This window comes from Photorhabdus africana, from assembly GCF_035181445.1.
In the GTDB taxonomy this organism is placed as follows: domain Bacteria; phylum Pseudomonadota; class Gammaproteobacteria; order Enterobacterales; family Enterobacteriaceae; genus Photorhabdus; species Photorhabdus laumondii.
The window spans coordinates 160,390-184,364 of the sequence record NZ_JAXBVE010000005.1 but is presented as its reverse complement, the minus strand read 5'-3'; the positions used below and the strand labels follow the sequence as shown (position 1 = coordinate 184,364).

Genomic DNA, 23,975 nt, shown 5'->3' with positions numbered 1-23,975 from the left:
TCTTTGTTGGCTGCACTCGTTCACCCCGGTCACATAGTTACCTATGCTCCCGGGGATTCTCTCCCTTGCCGTCGCGATTCATCTTGAAATCCATAAGGTATACAAAATTAGTCGTTATAATTAAAACTAATATAAAACCAGTCATAAAGTAAGATAACAGAATGAATGGTTCATTTCATAAACTAAATAGTAGTAATGATATAATTCATGAAGATTAATAATTTTGCCATGTAAAGTATATAAGGAAGTAATATAAACGGATTTGTGAAAATAATGTTAGGAAATAATTTTTTGAATATATTTTCAAATTGACTCATGAATAAATTTCATTTTTTTATGTGTTATTTAAACTAAGATTATCTCTTGTTACTATTAACTGTTTGTTGTTTTATATGGTTATATACCCGTCATCTTTCAAGTTGCCTCTTTGTTGGCTGCACTCGCTCACCCCGGTCACATAGTTTGCTATGCTCCCGGGGATTCACTCCCTTGCCGTCGTGATGCATCTTGAAATCTATAGGGTATAGCTTTCTATCAATATTGTTTCATGTAAATTCAATACATTTAAAATTGATATTTTATTATTGATTTATAACTTATCTATTAATATTTAAATGGTATGATTTACATTTGAAATTAAATTTTTCTAATGTGTAAAATAATTTTTCCAGCGAATAATTTATAAAATAATATATGTTCCTTGCTTTATCTATAGCCTGTTACTAAGAAAGTATAAGGGGCTTTTATATTGGTTAATAACAAATTAGAAAATCACTAATAACCCGGCGATATGGACAAGTATTTGACACCTATCGCACTGAAAATAAAATTTTTTTGGCGGATTTATCGCCAATGCCAGTCACTGGAGCGTGACGTAGTTGTTGGGAGCATATAGATATGAAAAATAATATTAACGGTAATCATTTTAAAGTCGCTGGTAATTTCCTCTGTAATTATAAAGTTTATCAGGGAGATAGTCATGGCAGAGTTGTTATATTGTTACCTGCTATTGGTGTGGAAATCAGGAAATATGACGCTTTAATACAACAACTGGTAAAAGAGGGTTTTCAGGTTGTCACTGCTGATATGCCAGGTTATGGAGACAATCAACCTAAACCAAGTCGAAAAAATGATTATAACTATTCTGATCTGTTGCGGGATTATCTTCCGGCAATGTTAGACAAGGCTGTTGAATTAAATAGCAATAAAATTCCTATTGTCTTTGGTCACAGTCTTGGGGGGCATATTGCGACGCTCTTTGCCAGCTCAACTGACAGGCCATTTTCTCTGTTTTGTGTGGCAACCGGGAACGTGTGGTATAAGAATTGGCAGGGAATGGGGAGGGTTCAGATAATAACAGCAGCTATTATTTTTAACATTTTGACTGCGTTATATGGTTATCTCCCTGGGAAAAAGATTGGTTTTGGCATAAGAGAAGCTAAGGGGTTAATGCGGGATTGGTCCAGAACTGCTTGTACGGGAAATTATTATCATGTCCGTGCTTATAAGGGGAAGGAGAATAAGCATTTATCCAAGGCTGTTTATATCTGTGTTAAAGGAGATAATTGGGCTCCGTTGAGGTCTACTCAAGTATTAGCAAGTCTTATACCTAATGCAGAAGTTAGGGAAATAACTTTATCTTTCAAAGGTAATCCTCATAGCGCCTGGATTAAACAGCCAGGCGATATTATTGCAATCATGAAAAAAGAAATGATGGAGAATAGCGATGATTAATACATTTAAAATTCTGCGTTGGGAATTTTTTGGATTGTTTTTTATCAGTTTATTTCTGACCTGGCAGCTTGAGAGTTATATAAATTGGTGGCAATTTATTGTGTTATTTTTTCTGATTGATATTATTGGTTATTACCCAGGGCGGATCTGGAGTTTACTGAATAAAAAAGAAACTCCTCCTCCAGCTTTTTATACCATTTATAATATTTGCCATAATTTATTCACACTCAGTGTGATGAGTTTGCTCTGGATCTGGTTCTTTAAGGACAATTACAGTGTTATTGCACTATTTGTCCATATCTGCTTGGATCGAGGTGTACTGGGAAATTTTCCTAAGTTATCTATTAATATATTTAAGCAGCCGACTGTTCATTGAAACAAATAATTATATCTCCTAGAGATAACTTATTTGGAGAGGCATTTATTTATGAATTTAATTAAACAGGCATCGGAAGTAGAAATGCGGGCAAAAGATTGGGGCTTGGATGAATGGTTCACTGAACAGATAAGTGTTGAGCAAAGAAAAAGAACCCACTATGCCAATGATCCTAAATTAACCTATTTGCCGGGTGATTTACGAGAGTCTCTGATCAGGGAACTTTCTTTTAAATCGATTTCGGAATATGAGGCAACGAAAGCATTATTGTTACTTGCAGATAAGGCTCCTGATAATATCAACTTTGATTATATGTTGACTCAGATATTTGATGAAGGTAGACATGCTAAATTATTCAGAGAACATCTGGTCAGAATAGGCTTTGCGGATATTGACAATGTGGCCGGAAAAATGGAAAGCCTCTTGCGAGGAAAAATGACCAATATGTTGGAAACATTGAGAATTTATTTCGATAAGTGGGTGGTGTTGAAAAATGACTACATTGCAGGCGTGTTAATCATTACTGTTGTTCTGGAAGGCGTGCTTGCGCCAACGTCAGAGCTCAGCGAAATCAAGTGGCGCCCTTTTGATATTGTTGCCGCCGAGACACAGGCCAGAGCCAATGCTGATGAATTAAGACATCTGACAGTGTGTGCAAATATCGTCAAGATGGCACTCGAAAATGAGAGTTCTCTAAAGCAATCGGCTCTTGAGTGTATAGAAGAAGGGCTGGCGTTATGGAACCAGGTATCTGTTGATGACTTGTTTGTGGAGCGTGAAATGTTCTATCAACGGGGTATGCAGAACCATTTGCGCTTTATTGAAGGTTATGAATTAGCACCTGGGATGTTGTTGTCCGATTCTACGGTGGAATCTCGCCTTGAGCTCTCTCATTCCTTGGTCGAACAGATGCAGCAGTCACGCCTTAAGTACATGGGTTTAGTGTAGATATTGGCCTTATTCAGCAGGTTGTTTGAATAGGCTAAGGAGAATTAAAAATGACAAATATTGTTGAAGAACTCAGGAAGAATAGCGGGAAATACCAACATTTGACACCAGATAGATTGAAAAGATTGTTATTGGGTTCTGAGGCCGCTTCACAATGCCTACGTTTGATGTCTCAATCCAATATGGATGGGCTTCATCAAGTAGGTAATACTATCCGTGAAGCCTCTGCATGGCTTCCCGCCGTTGGTATTGCCTTAACAATGCATAATCATATTGTACTGGCTTGCAGTAAATTTCCCGATATATTCGAAGACAGCAACGTATTATTGAATGAAGTTATGACATCAAAAGCGTTGGTTGCTTCCGCTTTTGCGGAGGGACTACCTGGGACGAATATTTTTATACCATCGCTTAAAATGCATTCTAAAGAGGGGAAGCTGTTTGTTAATGGTTCGAAGAAACCTTGTTCCTTATCTTCGATTGCTGACTATTATGTGTTATCGGTCTGCGATACTGATAATAATAATGATATGAGGATAGTATTGGTTTCTAAATCGGATCAGAATTTTAAGGTTATTCCTTTCTGGCGACTGGGGATTATGGCTGAAAGTGATAATCAAGAAGTTAAATTTTCGGATACCGAAATTTCATTAAAACGACTTTCTCATTATAAGGGACTGGAACAGCAAATAATTCTTTCCTATGGTTTATCGCTATTTAATTACTTTGCTGCTAATACATACTCAGGTATTCTTGATGGGCTGACTCGTTTTATTCCTGAGAAAGTAGTAGAACAGCAACCAATTAAATATACCTTGACCCAATCTGATTATAAGATTAATGTTATTCTCGGTCAGATGTTGATTATTGCCTTTTATGCCAGCCAGGATGAAAACGCCGCCCATAAAATTCTCGCGTTACGTTATACCTTGGAAAAGATCCTTGAGGAAACTGCCAGTTTCATATTTCGATGTTGCGGTGGGATTAAGGTAATGACAACACCAGAAATTATGAATTTCTATTTGGCAGTACAGTTATTTAAATTTCATCCGATAGGAGAATTCCAAATGATTAACCAGATCATGCAGCAAGCTTAATTACTTTTAGAATCACCTATTTATAACTCAAGGATTTTTCCATGCTGTTTACAGCATGACTTTGTGCACCTAAAAAAAAGAGAGAGAACTATGTTTGTTAATCAATATCGTGAGAGTTTATTAAACTCTGTGGGCCTTGAACTGGATATCAAGTCTGCTCAAGATAACCAGCTTACATTATCGGATGGCCGGGTTGTTAAGGATTTTTTGGCTCAATATGGCGCACTGCCATTTGGGCATAATCCTGATTTCGCTATCGCTGAAATTGACAGATTCACTAAAGATAAAGAGCCTATCTTCTTTCAGCCCAATATTCACAAAAAGGTACGGCTATTGGCTGAAATGCTTGCGGAGCAAATAGATAAGGAAAAATATACCCACTGTACTTTTACTAACAGTGGTGCTGAAACAGTAGAAGCTGCGATTAAATTTACCCGTCTGTTTACTGGCAGAAAGCGTATTCTGAGTTTGCATCGCAGTTTTCACGGAAAAACCTATTCGGCATTATCCGCTACGGGATCAAATCGGTTTAAAGCCGATTTCATTTACGATGATAAATTATATGAGCAGGTTGATAGTGAAGATTTAGATGAAATAAAAAGAAAGCTGGAGAGCCGGGAATTTGCCGCATTTATCATTGAGCCGGTGCAAGGAGAAGGCGGAATGAAAGTGATTCCACCAGATACCTTGTCCAGTATTTTGGCACTGTGTAAAGACAATGGCACATTGTCAGTATTTGACGAAGTTCAGACGGGTATCGGTAGACTTGGGGCATTTTGTGCGGCCACGCTCTACGCTTTGAAACCGGATGTTATCCTGTTTTCTAAAGCGCTGGGGGCAGGTATTTCGCCGATTGGTGCGATGTTATATTCAGATGAGCTTTATTTATCCGAGTTCGACAGGAAACATAGCTCCACTTTTGCCAATAACGTTCTAGCCGCAACGATGGGGATTGCGGTTATCGAGCATCTGACTAAAGAGGAGGGTAAAGCGTTAACTCATATTCAAGAAGTCAGCCGTTATGTTGATGAATGTCTTGAACAATTGTCTGCTAAATATCCAGAGCATTTTTACTGGCAAGGGGCTGGGTTGATGCGTGGCCTTGAAATACAGGACAGCAAAGCGGCTTCCAACATATTTATCAATTTCAGTCAAAAAAGCGGTGGCCTGGCTTATATCATTTGTAGTTTCTTATTGAAACATTATGGTCTTTTCACCATGCCGTTAATGTCTCGTCCTTGTTCTGTACGTTTTGAGCCACCGCTTAACGTTTCCAAAGAGGATATTAAGACGTTTTTCACCGCTTTTGGTGAGGTATGTCAACTGGTTGTGAATGGGCGATATGACATTCTTTTTTCACACTTGATAGACATACCTGTTGCGGATCTCCCACCCGCTTCGGTGAGTTATCCAATTTCAAAAAATAACAACTTGGCTCAGATTAAAGCGCCTATCCCTGGATTAATTGAGGGTAAGAAATTCGCTTTCTTGATTCATACCACTTCGGTTAATGAGCTCGCTCACTCTTATTGCGTGTCAATAAAGGAGAATTACACGCAGGAGCAGCAGAAACAGCTCGGTAATTGGATCACGCAGGTTTCTTCAATTGATTTTAATCCTGATATCGCTGTTGAGTTTGGTGTCGAAAGTTCAACGGCATATGCTAATGGTATGCTCCTTTTCTCACCCATTAGTCCCGAAGATATGATGGCATTGTCAGCGAAAGAACGGGCGGTATTGATGAAGGAATATCTTGATGTGGCAGAGAAAAATGGCGCTGAAATCGTTGGCTTAGGGGCTTATACCTCGGTTATTACTAATGGTGGTACTAGCTTGGTGAATAATCGGCAGGGTCGGATATTGACTAATGGCAACTCTCTGACAGCGGTGGCGGTGATTGAGGGGATACGCTCAATATTGATTGAGAATGCATCCCGGCAAACATTGGCGGTAGTGGGTGCCAGAGGCTCCGTAGGCAGGCTTTCAGTCATTGGCTTAGCTCATAACTTTGGCCGGATTATCTTAGTTAGCCGCCCCAATAGAGCACGCATATTGCTCTCTGAACTGACCAAGGCGCTTCTTTCCGCAGTGTTAAGGACGCATGATGTTATCCAGCCAGATTCGGTCATGGATAAAATGAGAAAATGGCTTTTTAAACAAAATCCGGGTGTGACAGATGCACAAATATTACATCAGCAAGTTCTTGAAGTCGTTGATACCTTTGGTTTGGAAGCGATAGAGAGTTATGAACATTCTTTGAGTCAGGCTGATTTTATTGTTTCGGCAACGAGTGAAGGTAAGCCTTTCTTGAATACACATTACTTGAAAGATTCCGCCATCGTTTTTGATGCGGCCAGACCTTTCGATTTCATTCGTGATGGCAACCGTCAAATTTACGAAGGGGGATTGGTCTATCAGCCTGAGAAAGTGGCTTATAGCGATTGCAACGTGATCGATGTACCTGCGGGGGTAAATCTCGCCTGTTTATCAGAAACTATTGCCGTGGCGCTTGAAGGGGTGAGTGTTCATCAAAGTATCGGTAAATCTATTGATTATAATGATGCATTGGCGATTCGGGATATTGCCAGGAAGCATGGGTTCATCCCTGTCCAGTATTCCCGAAATAATCAAGGTGAGCGTTATGAGCATGTTGCTTGATGCTCCCCAGATTATTGCCACCGGGAACGCTCAAGATGTTCTTGGCAACAGTCATCTCAGAAAAGTGCTTTGCTATTCAAAGCACCCGTTGAGTAGCCTGTTGTTCAATAGTGAAACATATTGGTTTACTCATCAAAAGGGGGCTATTGGTTTCTTTCAGGACAAAAATCTGCATATGTGTGTAGGCGGTATTTTGGCTTCTGGCGAAGAACGAGCTGCACTTTTACACTCTTTTCTCAACTTCACCAGAGAAAAGCGGGCTTTCCCGGTTTTTCTGCACGGTGATGAGAGCGATTTTGTATTGTTGAAAAATAATGGCTTTTCTGTAAACCAACTTGGGGCAAGTTATTCATTGAGCCTTGATGGATATAACATGAAAGGTAAACGGTTTCAGCAGCTTAGAAATAAAATCAATAAATCTAGAAGAGCGGGGATTTCCGTTCGAGAGATCTGCTCACAAGAGGAATATTATCGATTTAAACCACAACTAGAACATATTAATCAGCTTTGGCTGAAAGAAAAACATGCGAAGGCCCTGAAAAAATTGGTGATTGATTTCAACACGGTGGAAGTGAGTTCAGGCCAGCACAGAGTATATATTGCAACTCAGGGAGAACAAATTCAGGCATATATTGTTTATAGCTACACTTGGGGGGAAACATCGGGATGGTTTCATAATCTATCTCGAAAAAAACCGGATATACCCGACGGCACGATGCAGTTTATTAATGAAACGGCGATTAATGACTTCCTGAAAGAGGGTGTAGTTTCCTACCTTCATTTGGGCTTCACGCCTTTGGTGGAGTTCGGCGAGGAGGGATACATTAATGACTCGGCAATCTTTTATAAAGTTGCCAAATGGTTGTCATCAAAAGGCGGCATTGTTTATCCTGCTGCTTCGCAACGTCAATATAAAATGAGCTGGCGGCCATCGTTGATTGAACCGGAATATATTGCTTTCCCCAAGGGAAAGGCCATGAAGGCATTATGGTCAACATTGCGAACGACTAATAGTATCTAAGTTATAAAAAGTCTTCTCTTAATGTTAGATAGCAGGTGATCAGTCGGGGCTAAAAATACTGGGCTGATCACCTATCATGGTTAATAATTGACTGTGTATTGATAGCCCTTTTTTTATCAAGATCATATAATTGTTCTACGTATAATTTCCCTAATAAATGAGAAAATAATGTTTTTTTAAAATCTCCCTGTGATTTTCCATCCCTCAATATAATTAAATGTGTAAGTGAAAATACTAACTAATTCACACAGAGATTTACAACATAAACTATTTTAAAAGAGATAGAAAAATTAAAATAAATTTTTCATGATTCTGCCGGTGAATCTGCATTTCCGTACTAAAGAAAATGAAGAAAGAGGGAGTATTACTATTATGAGGATCCATTATGAGGATCCATTTAGGCTGGCTGTAGCAGCTATTTTTTATTGTAGTATAAGATTCCGCTCAGTCTTTTGGCTGAGCGAAATATCAAATACCTGAAAAATTATACTTATTCAAACAAACGTTGATGAAGCGTTTGAACAATTTGTTCTGCATCTTTGCCTTGAACAAGCAAGCATAGGTTATGGTTACTGGCGCCATGGCTGATCATACGAAGATTGAATTTTTCCAACACACTAAAAACCTTTTTTCCTAATCCGTTGGTTTGAGAAAGCTGATTACCAATAATTGCCACCAGCGCCAGATCTTCTTCCACTTCAACCCGACACAGCGTCGAAAGCTCTGTCATCAGCGCATTGGTCAGCAGGCTGCCATTTGTGCTAGTGGAGCCGGTGGTGTCGAGTGTTAATGCCACATTGACTTCGGAGGTGGTGATCAAATCCACCGAGATATTATGGCGTGACAAAATGGTAAATATTTCAGCCAAAAAACCCTGTGCGTGCAGCATTTTCAGACTGTGTAGTGTCAGTAACGTCTGTTTTTGTCGCAGGGCGATAGCACGGAACTGTGGTGCGGTTTCTGTGGTATCACAAACCAGCGTACCACCAGCCTGTGGGGTTTTACTGGAGCCGACAAAGACTGGAATGCCACAACGAATAGCCGGAAACAGTGTTGCCGGATGTAGGATTTTGGCGCCAAAGGTTGCCATCTCCGCCGCTTCATCAAAGGCGATCTTATCAATTCGTTGCGCGGTTGGAACGACGCGGGGATCAGTGGTGTAAATGCCCGGCACATCTGTCCAGATATCAACGCGTTTCATACCAAGGGCTTCTCCCAGGAGTGCCGCAGTATAATCGCTGCCACCGCGTCCTAGTGTAGTGGTACGACCATTCTCTTCACGGCCAATAAAACCTTGGGTGACAATCAGGCTATTTTTTAGCTGTGGTAAGAGATGTTCCGTTGCCAGCGATTGAAGTTGTTCAGGGTTTGGTTCTGCACGGCCAAAACTATCGTCGGTATACATCACTTTGCGTATATCAAACCATTCGGCATCTTTACCGCGCTGGCGAAGCAATTCGGTAAACAATCGTGTGGACATCAGTTCACCGTGGCTGACTAATTCATCGGTCAGAGCCGCAGAGGTTGCCAGAGATGCGGCTTTAGCAAGGGTTTTAATATTTTCCAGTAGGCGATCAATCTCTTGACGAATCGTATCGGATTCATGCAAACGATCAATAATTGCGTATTGAATGGAGTGAATCTGTTTCAAGTAGTCAGCCCGCTTATCTGCATAGCAGCCTTCCGATAATGCAACTAATAAGTTTGTTATACCGGCAGAAGCAGACAGCACAACCACACGTACTGCTTTATTTGCCAGTACGATATCTGCACTGTTATTCATGGCATCGAAATTTGCCACGCTGGTACCACCAAATTTTGCGACTACATGCCCGTCAATTTCTGGGCATTGGGATGAAACAGCACTCATTGCGATAACCTTCTATTAACTGTTAACTGGATAGTCTTTTAGAAATATCGGGTTAACCGGTTTGAGTCAACGGAGTGAAGAGTGACATCAATATCTTTCATGACGCTATGAGAATCATAAAATAAATTGAGGATAGTAGAGAGGGTGATTGTTTTTTGTACGACACAGCAAATAGAGCTAGAAAAACTTAATCGTTTTGACCAATATCAGTGATTACAGGAAAAGAGACTCGAATCATAGAATTACAGGTTACAATCTTTCTTTACTCCCAATTACTTACAGCCAGTTGATAGAGAGCATAGCTATGAAAAATATCAATCCTAGTCAAACCGCAGCTTGGAAAGCGTTAGAACAGCATTTTGCGCAGATAAAGGACATTCACCTACGTGAATTGTTTGAACAGGACCCAAATCGTTTTGCTAAGTTCTCAGCCACGTTCGATGACCAGATCTTGGTGGATTTTTCAAAAAATCGCATCACAACCGAGACATTAGAAAAGTTGCAGGCACTTGCTAAAGAGACGGATGTTGCCGGAGCTATTCGCAGTCTATTTTCGGGTGAGAAAATTAACCGTACTGAAGATCGCGCGGTACTGCATATTGCGCTACGTAATCGCAGCAATACCCCGATTGTGGTTGACGGGGAAGAGGTTATGCAGCAGGTCAACGCGGTGTTGGCAAAAATGAAGGATTTCAGTGAGCGCGTGATTAATGGCGAGTGGAAAGGTTATACCGGTAAGGTGATGACTGATGTGGTGAATATCGGTATCGGTGGTTCAGATCTCGGCCCTTATATGGTGTCGGAAGCGCTGAAACCTTATAAGAATCACCTGAATATGCATTTTGTTTCTAATGTTGATGGAACCCATATTGCGGAGACCTTGAAAGCGCTTAACCCGGAAACGACGCTATTCCTCATTGCTTCCAAGACGTTCACTACGCAAGAAACAATGACCAATGCTCACTCCGCCCGTGACTGGTTCCTAAAAAGCGCCGGTGATGAAGAGTATATTGCAAAGCATTTTGCGGCGCTCTCTACAAATGAACGGGAAGTTAAGCAATTTGGGATTGATACCAAAAATATGTTTGAGTTTTGGGATTGGGTCGGTGGCCGTTATTCGTTGTGGTCAGCGATTGGTTTGTCTATTGCACTCTCTGTCGGGTTTGAAAATTTTGAACAATTGCTGAGTGGGGCGCATGCAATGGATCAGCATTTTGCCAATACCCCATTTGAGCAAAATATTCCTGTATTGCTGGCGTTAATCGGTATTTGGTACAACAATTTCTTTGGCGCAGAAACGGAAGCGATTCTGCCATACGATCAGTATATGCATCGCTTTGCTGCCTATTTTCAGCAAGGCAATATGGAATCCAATGGTAAATATATCGATCGCAATGGTCATCCGGTGAATTACCAAACCGGGCCAATCATCTGGGGAGAGCCTGGAACAAACGGTCAGCATGCGTTCTATCAACTTATTCATCAGGGAACGAAACTGATCCCCTGCGATTTTATCGCGCCCGCTATCAGCCATAACCCATTGAGTGACCATCACAGCAAATTGTTATCCAACTTTTTTGCTCAGACAGAAGCACTAGCCTTTGGCAAATCTCGTAATCAGGTGGATGCTGAATTTACCGCCAGCGGCAAAACGGCGGTTGAAGTTGAGCATGTTGCCCCATTTAAAGTGTTTGAAGGAAATCGCCCGACCAATTCTATTCTGTTACGTGAAATTACCCCATTTAGCTTGGGGACGTTGATTGCCATGTATGAACATAAGATATTTGTACAAGGGGTGATTCTCAACATCTTTACTTTTGATCAGTGGGGAGTTGAATTAGGTAAGCAATTGGCTAACCGTATTTTGCCGGAACTTAAGGATGATAATAGGGTTGTCAGCCACGATAGTTCGACAAATGGGTTGATTAACCGTTTTAAAGCATGGCGTTAATCACTTATTCTGAGTCAGAAGCTTAATCGATATGAGCGAATTATGTTCATCATAATTCGCTTATTTTTAGTCAACAATATTTATAGAATCTGTTATACCCGTCATCTTTCAAGTTGCCTCTTTGTTGGCTGCACTCGCTCACCCCGGTCACATAGTTTCCTATGCTCCCGGGGATTCACTCCCTTGCCGTCGCGATGCATCTTGAAATCTATAGGGTATATAACTTTTTATTCTGTATACCTGCAACGTGGTATTCTCTGCGGTTATCAATTGTACTGTCGGATAAAAGAAATTTGTCCTAATGGAAAAGCGTATGTCAACTGACTCAATATTAACAACGGTGCCTATTCAGTGGCTTTCGGTGGATTCACCCGTTTTGCCTGATGAGGCTTTAGACTGGTTGATGGAATTGGGCTCAATGACCCGCCGTTTTGAGCAATACTGCAACTGTGTTCGTATCATACCATTCAGAGAATGTTTTATTACCGAGGAACAACTTTCTGATGAAAATGAGCGTTTGCTAACGGGTCAACGATATTGGCTGCGTGAGATCATACTGTGCGGTGATAATATCCCCTGGCTATTGGGGCGGACGCTAATCCCTGAAACAACATTAACCGGTCCTGATGAAAGTTTGGTTGATTTAGGAACAGTCCCACTGGGGCGATATCTTTTTAGTGGTAATAAATTGGCGCGAGACTATATTCATGTAGGGCAGCAGGGGAACCGTTGGGCAAGACGATCATTGTTGAGGTTATCAGGCAAGCCATTATTATTAACCGAAGTCTTTTTACCTGAATCACCGGTGTATAAAAGGTAAAATTTAAAAGGGGGAAACAGAAGTGGCGGGAAGTATGGCGCAAAGTAAATGGCTGGCCTATTGCCGTTTAGTGCGTATTAACAAACCTATAGGTGCATTATTGTTGTTGTGGCCGACTTTCTGGGCTTTGTGGATGGCCGGTAAAGGTATCCCGGATATGCATATATTATTGGTCTTTATTGCTGGTGTGTTTCTGATGCGTGCAGCAGGGTGTGCAATCAATGATTTTGCTGACAGAAAATTTGATGGTTGTGTTGAACGCACAAAAACACGTCCCCTGCCGAGTGGTGCTATTAGTGAGAAAGAGAGCAAGATCCTATTTGTCGTACTCGCGCTGGTTTCTTTCGGTCTGGTTCTCACCCTGAATAAAATGGCTATCTGGTTGTCAGCCGTTGGGTTGGCTCTGGCTTGGCTTTACCCCTTTGTTAAACGGGTTAGTCATCTTCCTCAGTTTGTACTGGGGGCCGCTTATGGTTGGGCTATTCCTATGGGATTTGCGGCGGTTAGTGAGTCCTTACCACTAGAGTGTTGGTTGTTATTCCTGGTTAATATCTTCTGGTCGGTTATTTATGATACACAGTATGCGATGGTCGATCGAAACGATGATCTAAAAATTGGCGTGAAGTCCACCGCTATTCTGTTTGGTCGTTTCGACAAGTTGATTATTGGGTTATTGCAACTCGCTATGTTATTGATGCTGGTGCTGGTGGGGTATCTGATAAATCTGGGCGGTATCTATTATTGGTCACTGTTGCTTGCGGGCACTTTATTTATTTATCAGCAGAAATTGATCGCTGGTCGGGAAAGAGAGCTTTGTTTTCAGGCATTCCTCAATAATAACTACGTTGGTCTGGTGCTATTTCTTGGTATCTTCTTTAGCTATGTCTGAAATAGCTGGTGATAATGTAAAGAACAACCATTATCACCAGAATTTATACCCGTCATCTTTCAAGTTGCCTCTTTGTTGGCTGTACTCACTCACCCCGGTCACATAGTTATCTATGCTCCCGGGGATTCGCTCCCTTGCCGCCGCGATGCATCTTGAAATCCATAGGGTATATACCCGTCATCTTTCAAGTTGCCTCTTTGTTGGCTGTACTCGTTCACCCCGGTCACATAGTTCGCTATGCTCCCGGGGATTCACTCCCTTGCCGTCGCGATGCATCTTGAAATCCATAGGGTATGAGAAGCTTATCCTTCCCTGGCACTCTCTTCGGTATCGTTGTGTTCTGGTGGTAAACTGACGCTCTCGATAGTAAGACGAATTTCAGGTGACATCAGTTCACCTAATACCTGATACAGCTCCTGGGTATTTGCTGTAATCGCATTACCACTGTCACTGATATAACCTTCTTCGCGTAGTGTATTGACCGACGTAGTAAATACCGCCTTATCAAAGAATTCCGGTGCGTTGATGCCATGCAATACCGACAAACGTTGCGCTAACATCCGGCTCTCTTTTTCCAGCACTCCCCGGCTGATTATTGGGTTAGCGTTCAGTAAAGAGAGTGTGATGGCATAACGTTGCAGTGTTTCACGGACACCGGCTGCCAGTAATTGCAGGGGACGGATACGTGCTGGATTAAGCACCAGCATGCCATGTTCCTTGTTACAGATAAGGCACTGGCGGGTCAGCTCGTTGATCAGCGTATTAACCACTTCTGGCAGCTCTGTTTTGCTATAACGCATAAACAGCTCGGCTTTAAGGAGTGGATAAATGATCGCGACCTGGCTTAACAGCGCTTCACGGCTGATACGGCGATGATGAATAACGATGCAGGCAATCAGTGATGGCAGTACTAATAGATGTTGGATATTGTTGCGGTAGTAGGTCATCAAAACTGCACGATCACGTGGCAGAATGATAATGTCACCCATACTGTCTTTGTCTACCTCGAACTTATCCATTTGCAGAGCGTGTTCTAGCAACTCCTCCGCAGTTTTCTTTGGTACGGTGACATCAGCAGCGTAGGGTGCATTGTGCATGAGCTGTATATAACACTCCAGTTGCTCAAGCAGTTGCTCACGAGTGAGTGCTCGCTGACGTGACGAAAGCAGGGCAGTTGAACACAAGTTAATTGCGTTAGCTGCCGCCGTGTTGTTGATGTTTACCATAATCTTCTCAGACAGTTGATTGACTGCCGGATTGAACCATTCGGGGCGATGGAATTCTATTGGATCAATAGAATCGCGCCAGCTAGGAACATGGTTGTTAAGGTATTGGATCAACGGGATGGGTTCGCCAAAGTTGACATAGCCTTGCCCCAGATTACGAAGTTTGCGCAAACCGCGTATCATCTGGAAAAAGCCCTCTTTCTCTTTGGTTGCGCCACGTAGCTCTTTGGCATAGGTAGCAACTTCCATCACATGTTCGTAGCCGATATAAATTGGAATAATGGTAATTGGACGTGATTCTCCTCTCAACAGCGCCTGTAACGTCATGGACAGCGTACCTGTTTTGGGATCGAGTAAACGACCGGTCCTGGAGCGACCGCCTTCCATAAAGTATTCAACAGAATAACCTCGGGCAAATAATTCACCTAGATATTCCCGGAATATCGTGGCGTACAGTTTATTACCCTTAAACGTGCGGCGGATGAAAAATGCACCAAGGCGGCGGAATATTGGTCCTGCTGGCCAAAAATTCAGGTTGATGCCCGCGGCGATATGGGGCGGCACCAAGCCCTGATGGTAGAGCACGTAGGAGAGCAGCAAATAATCCATGTGGCTACGGTGGCAGGGCGCATAAACCAGTTCGTGACCATCCTGTGCCAGACGGCGGATGCGTTCAGCATTGTGAACATTGATCCCTTGATACAGACGGTTCCAAGTCCAACCCAGTACACGGCCTGACAGCCTTACCGTTTCATAAGAGAAATTCGCAGCAATCTCTTCCATCATGTTAATGGCATTCTGTCGCGCTTTCTCATGTGAGATTTTCTTGCCGCGGGCCTCATCAGAGACTGCCTTTTCTATTGCTTTTGATGCCAGTAACTTGTTAAACAGCTCTTGCCGAACCGGCAGGCGTGGGCCAACGGCTGCCAGGCGTTGACGTGAATAGTGCATTCGTGCCACACGAGCCAGCTTATGGGCAATAGTCTTGTCAGTGCCATGCTCAGTTGCCATATAGCGTAGAGATACTGTGTTTGAAAAGCGCACAAAACTATCTCGGCCTAGCCAGAGAATGGCAAAGAATTTTTGGATACCATTGAGTAGCCGCAAATGTGGTGTACTCTGCCCTTCGCGTCCGGGGGAACGGCCGAACATGACAGAAACTGGCAGCATTTGAATATCCAGATTGGGATTATTACGATGCAGATCCAGATAAGCATGGAAAATTTTTACGGATTCTTGCTTTGGTGCACAATAGCGGAATACACGTGGACCATTATCGATAAATACATAGCTGGGAAGTTCAGTGTCACCGATCTCCAGTAAATTTAATGGGTCCGGCAGATCCTGCTCAAGACATTGCTGACGTAATGCCAGTAAGTCTGCTTTGGAGTGATATGGCAGCACGTACAGAACCGGGCGTGTCGTATCGAGCCGCAATTCAGTAATCGGATCTGTAGGGATAAGTTTGCTCTTTACCAGTATTTTTAGTGGTAAATTCAATAATTTATAATATATTTTACGCCAACTTGACATAAATATCTTGAAGCCTCTTGTTAGCAACACGTTGCCAGCATATCAGAAACGGGTGTTGAGATCTGTTGTGTTAAGACAATAATAAGAGTGGAAATTGTCAGATAACCTCATATTTGGTGTGAATAATTTATGGCGAATCAATCCAAGGGCTTGACCCGTATCATTAAAGCAATCGTATATTCGGTGAAGGGTATTAGGGCGACATGGCAAAATGAAGCGGCTTTCCGTCAGGAAATAATTTTAGCGATATTAGCTATGATGGTTGCATTTTATCTGGATATCGGTGCCATTGAACGCATTTTACTGATTGGTTCAGTGATGCTGGTGTTGATTATGGAAATCCTGAATAGTGCTATTGAAGCCGTAGTTGACCGTATTGGTAGTGAGTTCCATGAACTGTCCGGTCGCGCGAAAGATATGGGATCGGCGGCTGTCTTTCTGACGATGATGCTGTCATTAATTGTCTGGGGGACCATCCTTTGGCGCTATTTTATGGCCTGATTTGGTTTAATTGCTAGGTATTATATTATAATTGGCTGATTTTCTGCCTTAGTAGGTTCCCAATCGTTATTTAGCTGTATATACTTACATATTGACTGTATAAACAAACAGGGGACGAAATGAAAGCACTTACCGCAAGGCAGCAGCAGGTTTATGACTTGGTGCGTGACCATATTTCGCAAACAGGTATGCCGCCAACGCGTGCTGAAATTGCAGCACGTCTTGGCTTTCGTTCACCTAACGCGGCTGAAGAGCATTTAAAAGCACTGGCTCGTAAAGGGGTGATAGAGATTGTTGCAGGGGCATCTAGGGGTATCCGTTTGCTGTTGGAAGAATCTGGTTTACCGTTAATTGGCCGTGTAGCCGCAGGTGAACCACTGTTGGCACAGGAGCATATTGAAAGTCATTATCAGGTTGATCCTGCATTGTTTAAGCCAAGTGCAGATTTTCTGTTGCGGGTCAGCGGAATGTCTATGAAAGATGTTGGGATTATGGATGGTGATCTGCTGGCTGTGCATAAAACACGAGATGTTCGTAATGGGCAGATTATTGTTGCCCGCATTGAAGATGAAGTGACGGTAAAACGTTTTAAACAGACTGGAAATAAAGTTGAATTGTTGGCAGAAAACCCCGAATTTAAGCCAATTGAGGTGGATTTGCGTGAACAGAGCCTGACAATTGAAGGATTGGCGGTTGGGGTGATTCGTAACGGCAACTGGTCCTGATAGTAAAATATCAAATTGTTGTTTTTGGAATGGTTAAAGAATTGCAATATTCAGGCAGAATCATGTTGTTGAATTTATCGTTGTGATTATTTTAAACGTGATTCTGCGGTTGTTTATTTCAGTCTGACTCTGCACCAAAAGTAAGTATTATTTCTTTTTACTTCCTTCAATTCTGTGGTCATGCTGGCATTCATCTCGTTTAGTGCAGGATTCGATCTCTTCACAGGATGAGCATAAGCCATGTGCTTCGATGATGGTATGGCGTAAACTGAACCCGGCTGTTTTTGCTAGTTGTTGGATGGCGGATTCGATGGTTCCACCATCTCGTTCCGTAACAGAACCACAACGGTCACAAATAAACATTGCTGAAGTGTGGCTTGGCTGTTCGATATGGTGACATAGGACATAACTGTTGGTGGATTCTATTTTATGAATAAACCCCTGTTCCAATAGAAATTCCAGTGCCCGGTATACGGTAGGTGGTTTAGCCTGTGGTTCTGCTTCCCGTAGCAAATCCAGTAAATCATAAGCACTGATTGCTCCTGGCTGCTCTGAAATGAGACGCAAAACCTCAAGCCGCTGCGGAGTAAAGCGGACTCCACGAGCCTGGCAAATAACTTCGGCCTGTTCCAGTAACTTTTTTTGATTAATCAATTTCATTGCGCCTCTTACAACCAGTACGATGATAATATTGTGATGTTATCATGTTTCTTCAATAGAAAATATTATCCAGCAAAGTTCATTGGGATTGTCCCCTGATGGAGTTAATTTGGCTAAATTGGTACTCAGTAGCAAAAATAATGTTTTCTTGAAGTTTATGATAATACAGACAAGAATTATCGTATATGACAGATAATTTTCGGAAAGGAAGCATTTGTGATGAAAGAGCTTTTACAAAATCAGCCTCATTATAGACAGTTCCCCGTTAAAGGCTATCAGGTAATGAAGCATATTATTTGTGAAAAAAGAAAGTTACCTTTTTTAAGAGCATTATATGCATTGATTAATATTTTATTTGTAATTGCAGTATGTATGGGTATTGTATTATCTGTAGCAATTGTTTTATTTATAATAGGTAATGTATCTGTCCCTGATACGGACTATTTACTTCTGGCACAAGTAGGAGGTGTAGCATTATTAGGTGTAATGTTACTCTTGGTTATTATTTATCGCATTGTTAAGCGTCCTGAATGGGAACAACGGCGTTATTATCAACAAGCAGGTTTATCTCTTTTACCAGAAGATAAGCGTCAGGTATTACGATTAAATATTGTTAGTGACTATTGGCTAGGTTTTTGGAGTGAAACGCTAGAGCACTATCCTTTACAGTCACGGGTTGCCCATGATAGCTATCGTTACTATCTGCTTCCATTATCTCCGACTCAGGAACATCAATCCCAATTATACAGCGACTGGGGAATTATTGATGAAGAAGGGTATATGAAAATGTTAACGGGTTTGTGGGAGGGGATACATTCAAAACATTTTGCTATTGATGCTGCTCTTAATGATGGAAAAATGTTTAAAATACTTGCCAAATTAGTTGAAGTCACACCCGACTATATTCATAAATGTGCTAAACCTATTAATAAGCGCCCTCCTGCATTAGTGTGGGGATTTGATTTGTGGCTGGCAATCGTTTTAAGTCGCAACTGTTTTTGTGCCGGTTATATCAGTGAAGAAATGGCATGGAAAAATATGCTGAAAACCGCTGATTATATTTATGAAATCTTCGGTAGTTTTGATGAATTTTATACAAACTTTCGGCTAGGTAATGCTTACTGGAGTAATGATTTTGATCGGTCTAAAGAGCGGCTGGAACAATTTAATTATTATAAGTCACATTGTGACTGGCCGATTGCTAATTTGCCGTGGCCTGAACCAAAAGGCATTATTATGGAAAGGCAGATGATGACAGGTTTTTCTGCATTAGTAGAAGATGTTTTACGCAGTAACATGGAAGAACAACAAAGTTATGAATTTGATATTACGGAACTGTCAGCGTCTCGTGTACTCCATTAATATTTATACCCGTCATCTTTCAAGTTGCCTCTTTGTTGGCTGCGCTCGCTCACCCCGGTCACATAGTTTGCTATGCTCCCGGGGATTCACTCCCTTGCCGCCGCGATGCATCTTGAAATCCATAGGGTATATATGAAACATTTCCCCTTGAAGAACATTTCAAGGGGAAGCAAATAATTAATAATAGGAAATAATGGTGTAAAGTGAGAGAACGGATTTTTTCATTATGGTATCTATTATTTCTAAAGGTAACATAATTTACCCCGTTTCCTGAAATCACCTGTTTCAAATGAAACGGGGCCAATATTTGCTTTATTAGTTAATGGGTTAAATCAAACTAATAAATTTTCTCTCTATATCCTTAATGGCTGCACATCCTGCCAGCTTCATGCTAAGTTTCAGCTCATCCTTAAGTAGGTTTAAAATGGAAGTTACGCCTGGTGCTCCACCTAATGCCAGTGCATACAAAATGGGCCTACCGATAGCGACAGCTTTGGCACCCAATGCGAGCGCTTTAAACACATGGGTACCGCGGCGGATGCCTCCGTCTAGATAGACTGGAATTTTAGATCCAACAGCTTCAACAATGTGCGGTAATGAAGCAATTGCTGCCGGGACAGTATCCAACTGTCGGCCACCGTGATTAGAAACTTGAATCGCTGCGGCACCGTGGTTAACACACTCTTTAGCATTTTCGGCAGATTGAATGCCTTTCACGATGATGGGAAGACCTGATTCTTTGGCGAGGAACTCCAAATCACTGAAATTAAGATCCCGTTTAAATAGCTCTGTAATTTCTGATAAGGTTGCTCCTACGGGAGCGCCAGGGATATTAGGGAATGGCAGTGAGTGTGGGAAAACAAATTTATTACGTTTATCTGCTTCTCTGTTACCACTCCACTCTAAATCGACTGTAAAGACGATTGCAGTTGCCCCCATTGCTTTGGCCCGGCGTATCAGTTCACGGTTAATACCCATATCTTTGGTTAAATAAATTTGAAACCATTTGGGTCCGTTACTCACTTTTGCTATTTCTTCAAGAGATGAATTAGACAGAGTTTGTGCAGTAAACAGGGTACCGGCAGAGGCAGCGCCTCTCGCTGTTCCCAATTCAGCGGTAGTATGAGCCAGCCCATGTGCTGCTATTGGAGGAATAAAAATAGGCATATCCACTTTACTGCCGAACAATTCGGTTGTTGTGTCAGGCTCTTTTACTCCTGCGAGATAGCGGGGAATAATTTGGAAATCGTCAAAGGCTCTGGTGTTTTCACGCAGAGTCCATTCATCACCTGAACCGCCGCTGATATAGCCAAATTGGGGCGCTGGAATCAATTTACGTGCTTCTTCTTCCAAGTCGTAAAGATTAATAATATCAAGGGATTTTTCTGCACTATTTGTTTTATAGGCTCCTGTCAGTTTTATGTTAGCAGTTGCAGCATTGACTGAGGATACCGCGGATAGTGTACCGGCAGCAGCAAGACTTAATCCTCCAACTATGACGTCTCTTCTTGATGGCATATAATTTTCCCTTACTTAGTAGGTTTAATAAGTATTGACAATAGAATTTGTCCACATATTAAGAATAGACCTATTCTGGATAATTCAAGCTAATAAATCCTTGAGAATATTTTTATAAGCTGACAAAGCCTATTGGAACTGGCGATTCTTTGTTGTGAGAGGAACATCACAAAACTCAGAATAAGGTATGGTAGCTTATTTTATTTGCTTACCTGAATTTTGGGGAATAGTTCAAATAGAGGGACTTTCGGATGCTGAATGTAAATGGATAGCTTAGGTATAAATTTGGCTTCAGGCATTGATCTGTTAACGTAATCAACTATAAGAAAATAATTAATTTCTCTAAGTTATAAAAATATTTCATCATTCCTTATCAGAAAAGGGCTATTATTGAAAAGCGTTCTAAAATTATATGCGATGAACAGGTGGATATTTTAATTTTCATTATCTCAAAGTCTTATTTAATGAAAGCATAAGTTTTTTCTTTAAGGAGAACTCATGAGTAATAAGAATGACTTTAAAGCCTTTTCTATTGGCCCGGATGCGAATATTGTTTCTCAGGAAGAATATGAAGAAAGTCAGGAATTGAACATGGGGATTTTACCCAATGTTATTTCCATTGATTTATTAAATAAGGTCTTGCGTCAATCGTCAACGATATCATCGGTGGTGGCTAATTTTATCTCTACACAATGTAGTGATGATGTTTTGGATGATGGTGATATAGACAAACTCACTAGCCAATTAAGTACAGCTTTAGAGCAAAAAGCTTTAATAGAAATTCCAAGTGCTTCATTAACACAAAAAGGTGTTATTCAACTTACCGATATACTTGGTGATAGTAATACGTTGGCCGTCACGCAAAAGCTTGTCCAGGAAATGATAACTTCGTTAAGTGAAAATATTAATGGCAGAGTGCCCAATATTCGGCGAGTGAATGGTAAGGAATTATCTGAGAATATTGATCTGGATGCCGTGGATATTGGGGTATACACAAAAGAAGAAGTAGACAATGAAGTTAATGCCAAAGGTAATCGGAATAGTGCCAGTAAAGCAATTAATGGTTGGTGGAAATGTGGAGATACAGGCGTTATCTATCAATGGGGGCGTACTAAGGTCATTGATGCTGGCTATATAGAACGTATTCAATTACCAATTAGTTTTTCCAATACACATTACGCTGTCAATATTAATGCTATTCAAAGTAAAATGGGTTTTATGGGGGCATCTGTTGGCTATGTAAATGTAATTGATCATTCATCTTTCGATTTATTAAATTCTTGGGTAAATGCCAAATGGGATAGCCCATTCTTTTGGATAGCGATAGGATATTAATTATGTATTATTACAGTGCAAAAACAAATGCTTTCTACCCGGTAGAATTGAAACAAAATTATATTGCTTCTGGCTCACTGCCGGATGATATTATAGAAGTCAGTAACGATATTTATCAGGAATATGCTGCTAATCATGCGCCAGAAGGAAAACATCGTGTAGCAAATAAAAACGGTTTGCCGGAGTGGGCAGATATTCCTCCGCCAACGAAAGATGAGTTACGGCAACATGCTGAATTCCAAAAACAGCAACTTATCGCTGAGGCAACCAATCAAATTGCACCATTGCAAGACGCTGTTGATTTAGGTATTGCGATTGAGGAAGAGAAAATAGCGTTATTGGCATGGAAAGAATACAGAGTAATACTTAATCGGATAGATGTTTCACAGGCAATGGATATTGATTGGCCGGAAAAACCAAAGGGATAAATAGACGCAATTTTTTAATCTACCCCAAAAATTGACCTGTTTGATTTTTGGGGGATATTCGGTTTTAAACTTAAATCTTAATTGTTGATTATTTACTTTAAACTAACTTCCTTTTTGTTTTTATGGTGACTATTTCCAAGTTGATTAAATGATTATGATATGATTTATAACTTGACTTTAATGGATATGATTGATAATTTTATTTGCTGATTTTTTATTTTGTTATTTAATGTTAAATTATACTCTATACAAATTAATGGAGAAAGATGATGATAGACTTTAAAGGATTAGGTCATATTAATATTGTTGTAGATGATATGATGGCGGCAATAGATTTTTATAAAAATCTATTTGGTGCAATACCTAGGCAATTCTTTCCTCATTTTAACAATAAGGGTTTTGCAAAATCAGCCGGTTTTATTGATAATCCTGAACAGGTTGATGTATCAATAGCATTTATGGAAATTCCTGGGCTGGGGTTTTTATTGAATTAATGGAATATCACAGCCCAATTGGAACAAAAAGGATTGAAATAAAAGAAGTTAATGATATTGGTGGTATTGGACATATTTGTCTTAGAGTAAGAAACATAGATAGTGTATTTGAGCATATAAAAAATTCTCCTGATGTTAAATTAATAAATTCATCACCATTATATAAGCTATACAAAATAGATGAAATTACCAGTGATGAATTTATCTTCTTTAACCAAGAGGATGAAAAAAACTCTGCTTTAAAACAAGAAACTTGTGAGATTATAGGTAAGATCAGATATTTTTATTTTATCGACAAATATAATATTCAATGGGAATTCGAACAAGGGCATGATGACATTGGCACTGATTAAGTAGTGTTGAATAATTATTTGCCGATCTGCTGGCCAGTGTAGAAGAAATGGTGAAAAGTTGGGAAAGCCAACGCCGTTATCCCACCGGCGCATCAAGAAAACTGTTGTTGTTGCTTCAGGCGAACCCTTTTATTATCAACCAGCTTAAAATGATTTAATTGAGCGGCGATGCGCCTGTATGCTGTATGGGCGTGTTTTCATTATTGTGTCAGATATTTGATAACCAACTCTTTTGCCATCGGCAGTCCTTCCGCTGAAAATTTTAAAAGTTAGCGCTGAGTGTAATCCACTTATGGTCTAAGTTCATTCGGTTTTGTCGACCGAACTGGTGAACATGGGCAATATACTGAAACTTGCTAACAAAATAGAGGTCAGAGTTCTGTTGGTGTTCATCTTGGTTTTTAGGTACGTGTGGTACGTAATTTGCGAGTTAAAGTGACGTAGCTGAGGCTTACGAGAAGCAAAACCTGATAGTT

Annotated in this window: 20 protein-coding genes and 1 pseudogene; 17 read left to right on the top strand and 4 right to left on the bottom strand. The window is 40.9% G+C overall.

The annotated features are described in order from the left end of the window. Positions 1–897: 897 nt before the first annotated feature. The 6 genes from SLS51_RS04800 (at position 898) to SLS51_RS04775 (ending at position 7,834) form a co-directional block, all read left to right on the top strand. On the top strand, positions 898–1,734 hold the full coding sequence (locus SLS51_RS04800) for an alpha/beta fold hydrolase (RefSeq protein WP_323836048.1): 837 nt from the start codon (positions 898–900) through the stop codon (positions 1,732–1,734). Continuing rightward, positions 1,727–2,110 carry a hypothetical protein gene (locus SLS51_RS04795; protein ID WP_323836046.1) on the top strand — a complete coding sequence of 128 codons (384 nt, stop codon included), beginning with the start codon at positions 1,727–1,729 and terminating at the stop codon, positions 2,108–2,110. Before SLS51_RS04800 ends, SLS51_RS04795 begins: the two co-directional genes overlap by 8 nt. 51 nt (positions 2,111–2,161) lie before the next feature. Continuing rightward, positions 2,162–3,058 carry a hypothetical protein gene (locus SLS51_RS04790; RefSeq protein ID WP_323836044.1) on the top strand — a complete coding sequence of 299 codons (897 nt, stop codon included), beginning with the start codon at positions 2,162–2,164 and terminating at the stop codon, positions 3,056–3,058. Between the two features lie 50 nt (positions 3,059–3,108). Then, complete coding sequence (locus tag SLS51_RS04785) at positions 3,109–4,155, top strand: acyl-CoA dehydrogenase (RefSeq protein WP_323836042.1); 1,047 nt, start codon at positions 3,109–3,111, stop codon at positions 4,153–4,155. A gap of 90 nt (positions 4,156–4,245) precedes the next feature. Continuing rightward, complete coding sequence (locus tag SLS51_RS04780) at positions 4,246–6,813, top strand: aminotransferase class III-fold pyridoxal phosphate-dependent enzyme (protein WP_323836040.1); 2,568 nt, start codon at positions 4,246–4,248, stop codon at positions 6,811–6,813. After that, on the top strand, positions 6,797–7,834 hold the full coding sequence (locus tag SLS51_RS04775) for a phosphatidylglycerol lysyltransferase domain-containing protein (RefSeq protein WP_323836038.1): 1,038 nt from the start codon (positions 6,797–6,799) through the stop codon (positions 7,832–7,834). The genes SLS51_RS04780 and SLS51_RS04775 overlap by 17 nt, the downstream gene beginning before the upstream one ends. A gap of 490 nt (positions 7,835–8,324) precedes the next feature. On the opposite strand, the gene lysC is transcribed toward SLS51_RS04775, so the two are convergent. Then, on the bottom strand, positions 8,325–9,704 hold the full coding sequence (gene lysC, locus SLS51_RS04770; RefSeq protein WP_323836036.1) for a lysine-sensitive aspartokinase 3: 1,380 nt from the start codon (positions 9,702–9,704) through the stop codon (positions 8,325–8,327). 304 nt (positions 9,705–10,008) lie between these two features. Here lysC and pgi point away from each other — a divergent pair, with 304 nt between their 5' ends. The 3 genes from pgi (at position 10,009) to ubiA (ending at position 13,364) form a co-directional block, all read left to right on the top strand. Continuing rightward, positions 10,009–11,655 (top strand): glucose-6-phosphate isomerase, encoded by a 1,647-nt coding sequence (gene pgi, locus SLS51_RS04765; RefSeq protein ID WP_323836034.1) that lies wholly within the window; start codon positions 10,009–10,011, stop codon positions 11,653–11,655. A gap of 313 nt (positions 11,656–11,968) precedes the next feature. Continuing rightward, the gene (ubiC, locus tag SLS51_RS04760; RefSeq protein ID WP_323836032.1) at positions 11,969–12,475 is read left to right on the top strand and encodes a chorismate lyase; all 507 of its coding nucleotides are present in this window, start codon (positions 11,969–11,971) and stop codon (positions 12,473–12,475) included. Between the two features lie 34 nt (positions 12,476–12,509). Continuing rightward, positions 12,510–13,364: a 4-hydroxybenzoate octaprenyltransferase gene (gene ubiA, locus SLS51_RS04755; protein WP_439126845.1), complete on the top strand. Its 855-nt coding sequence runs from the start codon at positions 12,510–12,512 to the stop codon at positions 13,362–13,364. A gap of 302 nt (positions 13,365–13,666) precedes the next feature. Here ubiA and plsB read toward each other — a convergent pair whose 3' ends face one another. Next, positions 13,667–16,123 carry a glycerol-3-phosphate 1-O-acyltransferase PlsB gene (gene plsB / locus SLS51_RS04750; protein WP_323836028.1) on the bottom strand — a complete coding sequence of 819 codons (2,457 nt, stop codon included), beginning with the start codon at positions 16,121–16,123 and terminating at the stop codon, positions 13,667–13,669. 129 nt (positions 16,124–16,252) lie between these two features. On the opposite strand from plsB, the gene SLS51_RS04745 reads away from it, so the two are divergent. Beyond that, complete coding sequence (locus SLS51_RS04745) at positions 16,253–16,624, top strand: diacylglycerol kinase (protein ID WP_323836026.1); 372 nt, start codon at positions 16,253–16,255, stop codon at positions 16,622–16,624. Between the two features lie 119 nt (positions 16,625–16,743). Then, positions 16,744–17,349: a transcriptional repressor LexA gene (lexA, locus tag SLS51_RS04740; RefSeq protein ID WP_323836024.1), complete on the top strand. Its 606-nt coding sequence runs from the start codon at positions 16,744–16,746 to the stop codon at positions 17,347–17,349. A gap of 147 nt (positions 17,350–17,496) precedes the next feature. Here lexA and zur read toward each other — a convergent pair whose 3' ends face one another. After that, positions 17,497–18,009 (bottom strand): zinc uptake transcriptional repressor Zur, encoded by a 513-nt coding sequence (gene zur, locus SLS51_RS04735; RefSeq protein WP_323836022.1) that lies wholly within the window; start codon positions 18,007–18,009, stop codon positions 17,497–17,499. A 219-nt stretch (positions 18,010–18,228) separates the two neighbouring features. Here zur and SLS51_RS04730 point away from each other — a divergent pair, with 219 nt between their 5' ends. Next, positions 18,229–19,371 (top strand): DUF1266 domain-containing protein, encoded by a 1,143-nt coding sequence (locus tag SLS51_RS04730; RefSeq protein WP_323836070.1) that lies wholly within the window; start codon positions 18,229–18,231, stop codon positions 19,369–19,371. A gap of 327 nt (positions 19,372–19,698) precedes the next feature. Here SLS51_RS04730 and SLS51_RS04725 read toward each other — a convergent pair whose 3' ends face one another. Further along, positions 19,699–20,889, bottom strand: coding sequence for a lactate oxidase (locus SLS51_RS04725; protein ID WP_323836020.1), 1,191 nt, complete (start codon positions 20,887–20,889; stop codon positions 19,699–19,701). A gap of 498 nt (positions 20,890–21,387) precedes the next feature. Between SLS51_RS04725 and SLS51_RS04720 the strand changes: the two genes are divergently transcribed. From SLS51_RS04720 to SLS51_RS04700, 5 genes and pseudogenes are all read left to right on the top strand, one after another. Continuing rightward, complete coding sequence (locus tag SLS51_RS04720; protein WP_323836018.1) at positions 21,388–22,224, top strand: gp53-like domain-containing protein; 837 nt, start codon at positions 21,388–21,390, stop codon at positions 22,222–22,224. A 2-nt stretch (positions 22,225–22,226) separates the two neighbouring features. Next, positions 22,227–22,652, top strand: coding sequence for a tail fiber assembly protein (locus SLS51_RS04715; protein WP_323836016.1), 426 nt, complete (start codon positions 22,227–22,229; stop codon positions 22,650–22,652). 266 nt (positions 22,653–22,918) lie between these two features. Beyond that, entirely contained in the window at positions 22,919–23,146 is a 228-nt protein-coding gene (locus SLS51_RS04710; protein WP_323836014.1) for a VOC family protein, read from the top strand. Next, positions 23,146–23,499 carry a hypothetical protein gene (locus SLS51_RS04705; protein ID WP_323836012.1) on the top strand — a complete coding sequence of 118 codons (354 nt, stop codon included), beginning with the start codon at positions 23,146–23,148 and terminating at the stop codon, positions 23,497–23,499. The genes SLS51_RS04710 and SLS51_RS04705 overlap by 1 nt, the downstream gene beginning before the upstream one ends. Before the next feature lie 47 nt (positions 23,500–23,546). Beyond that, positions 23,547–23,657: pseudogene (locus SLS51_RS04700) on the top strand (NadS family protein); the annotation flags it as partial. Between the last annotated feature and the right edge of the window lie 318 nt (positions 23,658–23,975).

Bases quoted from the DNA above. Each gene is read 5' to 3' on its own strand.
- SLS51_RS04800 (WP_323836048.1), top strand. From the start codon at position 898: ATGAAAAATAATATTAACGGTAATCATTTTAAAGTCGCTGGTAATTTC.
- SLS51_RS04795 (WP_323836046.1), top strand. From the start codon at position 1,727: ATGATTAATACATTTAAAATTCTGCGTTGGGAATTTTTTGGATTGTTT.
- SLS51_RS04790 (WP_323836044.1), top strand. From the start codon at position 2,162: ATGAATTTAATTAAACAGGCATCGGAAGTAGAAATGCGGGCAAAAGAT.
- SLS51_RS04785 (WP_323836042.1), top strand. From the start codon at position 3,109: ATGACAAATATTGTTGAAGAACTCAGGAAGAATAGCGGGAAATACCAA.
- SLS51_RS04780 (WP_323836040.1), top strand. From the start codon at position 4,246: ATGTTTGTTAATCAATATCGTGAGAGTTTATTAAACTCTGTGGGCCTT.
- SLS51_RS04775 (WP_323836038.1), top strand. From the start codon at position 6,797: ATGAGCATGTTGCTTGATGCTCCCCAGATTATTGCCACCGGGAACGCT.
- lysC (WP_323836036.1), bottom strand. From the start codon at position 9,704: ATGAGTGCTGTTTCATCCCAATGCCCAGAAATTGACGGGCATGTAGTC.
- pgi (WP_323836034.1), top strand. From the start codon at position 10,009: ATGAAAAATATCAATCCTAGTCAAACCGCAGCTTGGAAAGCGTTAGAA.
- ubiC (WP_323836032.1), top strand. From the start codon at position 11,969: ATGTCAACTGACTCAATATTAACAACGGTGCCTATTCAGTGGCTTTCG.
- ubiA (WP_439126845.1), top strand. From the start codon at position 12,510: ATGGCGCAAAGTAAATGGCTGGCCTATTGCCGTTTAGTGCGTATTAAC.
- plsB (WP_323836028.1), bottom strand. From the start codon at position 16,123: ATGTCAAGTTGGCGTAAAATATATTATAAATTATTGAATTTACCACTA.
- SLS51_RS04745 (WP_323836026.1), top strand. From the start codon at position 16,253: ATGGCGAATCAATCCAAGGGCTTGACCCGTATCATTAAAGCAATCGTA.
- lexA (WP_323836024.1), top strand. From the start codon at position 16,744: ATGAAAGCACTTACCGCAAGGCAGCAGCAGGTTTATGACTTGGTGCGT.
- zur (WP_323836022.1), bottom strand. From the start codon at position 18,009: ATGAAATTGATTAATCAAAAAAAGTTACTGGAACAGGCCGAAGTTATT.
- SLS51_RS04730 (WP_323836070.1), top strand. From the start codon at position 18,229: ATGAAAGAGCTTTTACAAAATCAGCCTCATTATAGACAGTTCCCCGTT.
- SLS51_RS04725 (WP_323836020.1), bottom strand. From the start codon at position 20,889: ATGCCATCAAGAAGAGACGTCATAGTTGGAGGATTAAGTCTTGCTGCT.
- SLS51_RS04720 (WP_323836018.1), top strand. From the start codon at position 21,388: ATGAGTAATAAGAATGACTTTAAAGCCTTTTCTATTGGCCCGGATGCG.
- SLS51_RS04715 (WP_323836016.1), top strand. From the start codon at position 22,227: ATGTATTATTACAGTGCAAAAACAAATGCTTTCTACCCGGTAGAATTG.
- SLS51_RS04710 (WP_323836014.1), top strand. From the start codon at position 22,919: ATGATGATAGACTTTAAAGGATTAGGTCATATTAATATTGTTGTAGAT.
- SLS51_RS04705 (WP_323836012.1), top strand. From the start codon at position 23,146: ATGGAATATCACAGCCCAATTGGAACAAAAAGGATTGAAATAAAAGAA.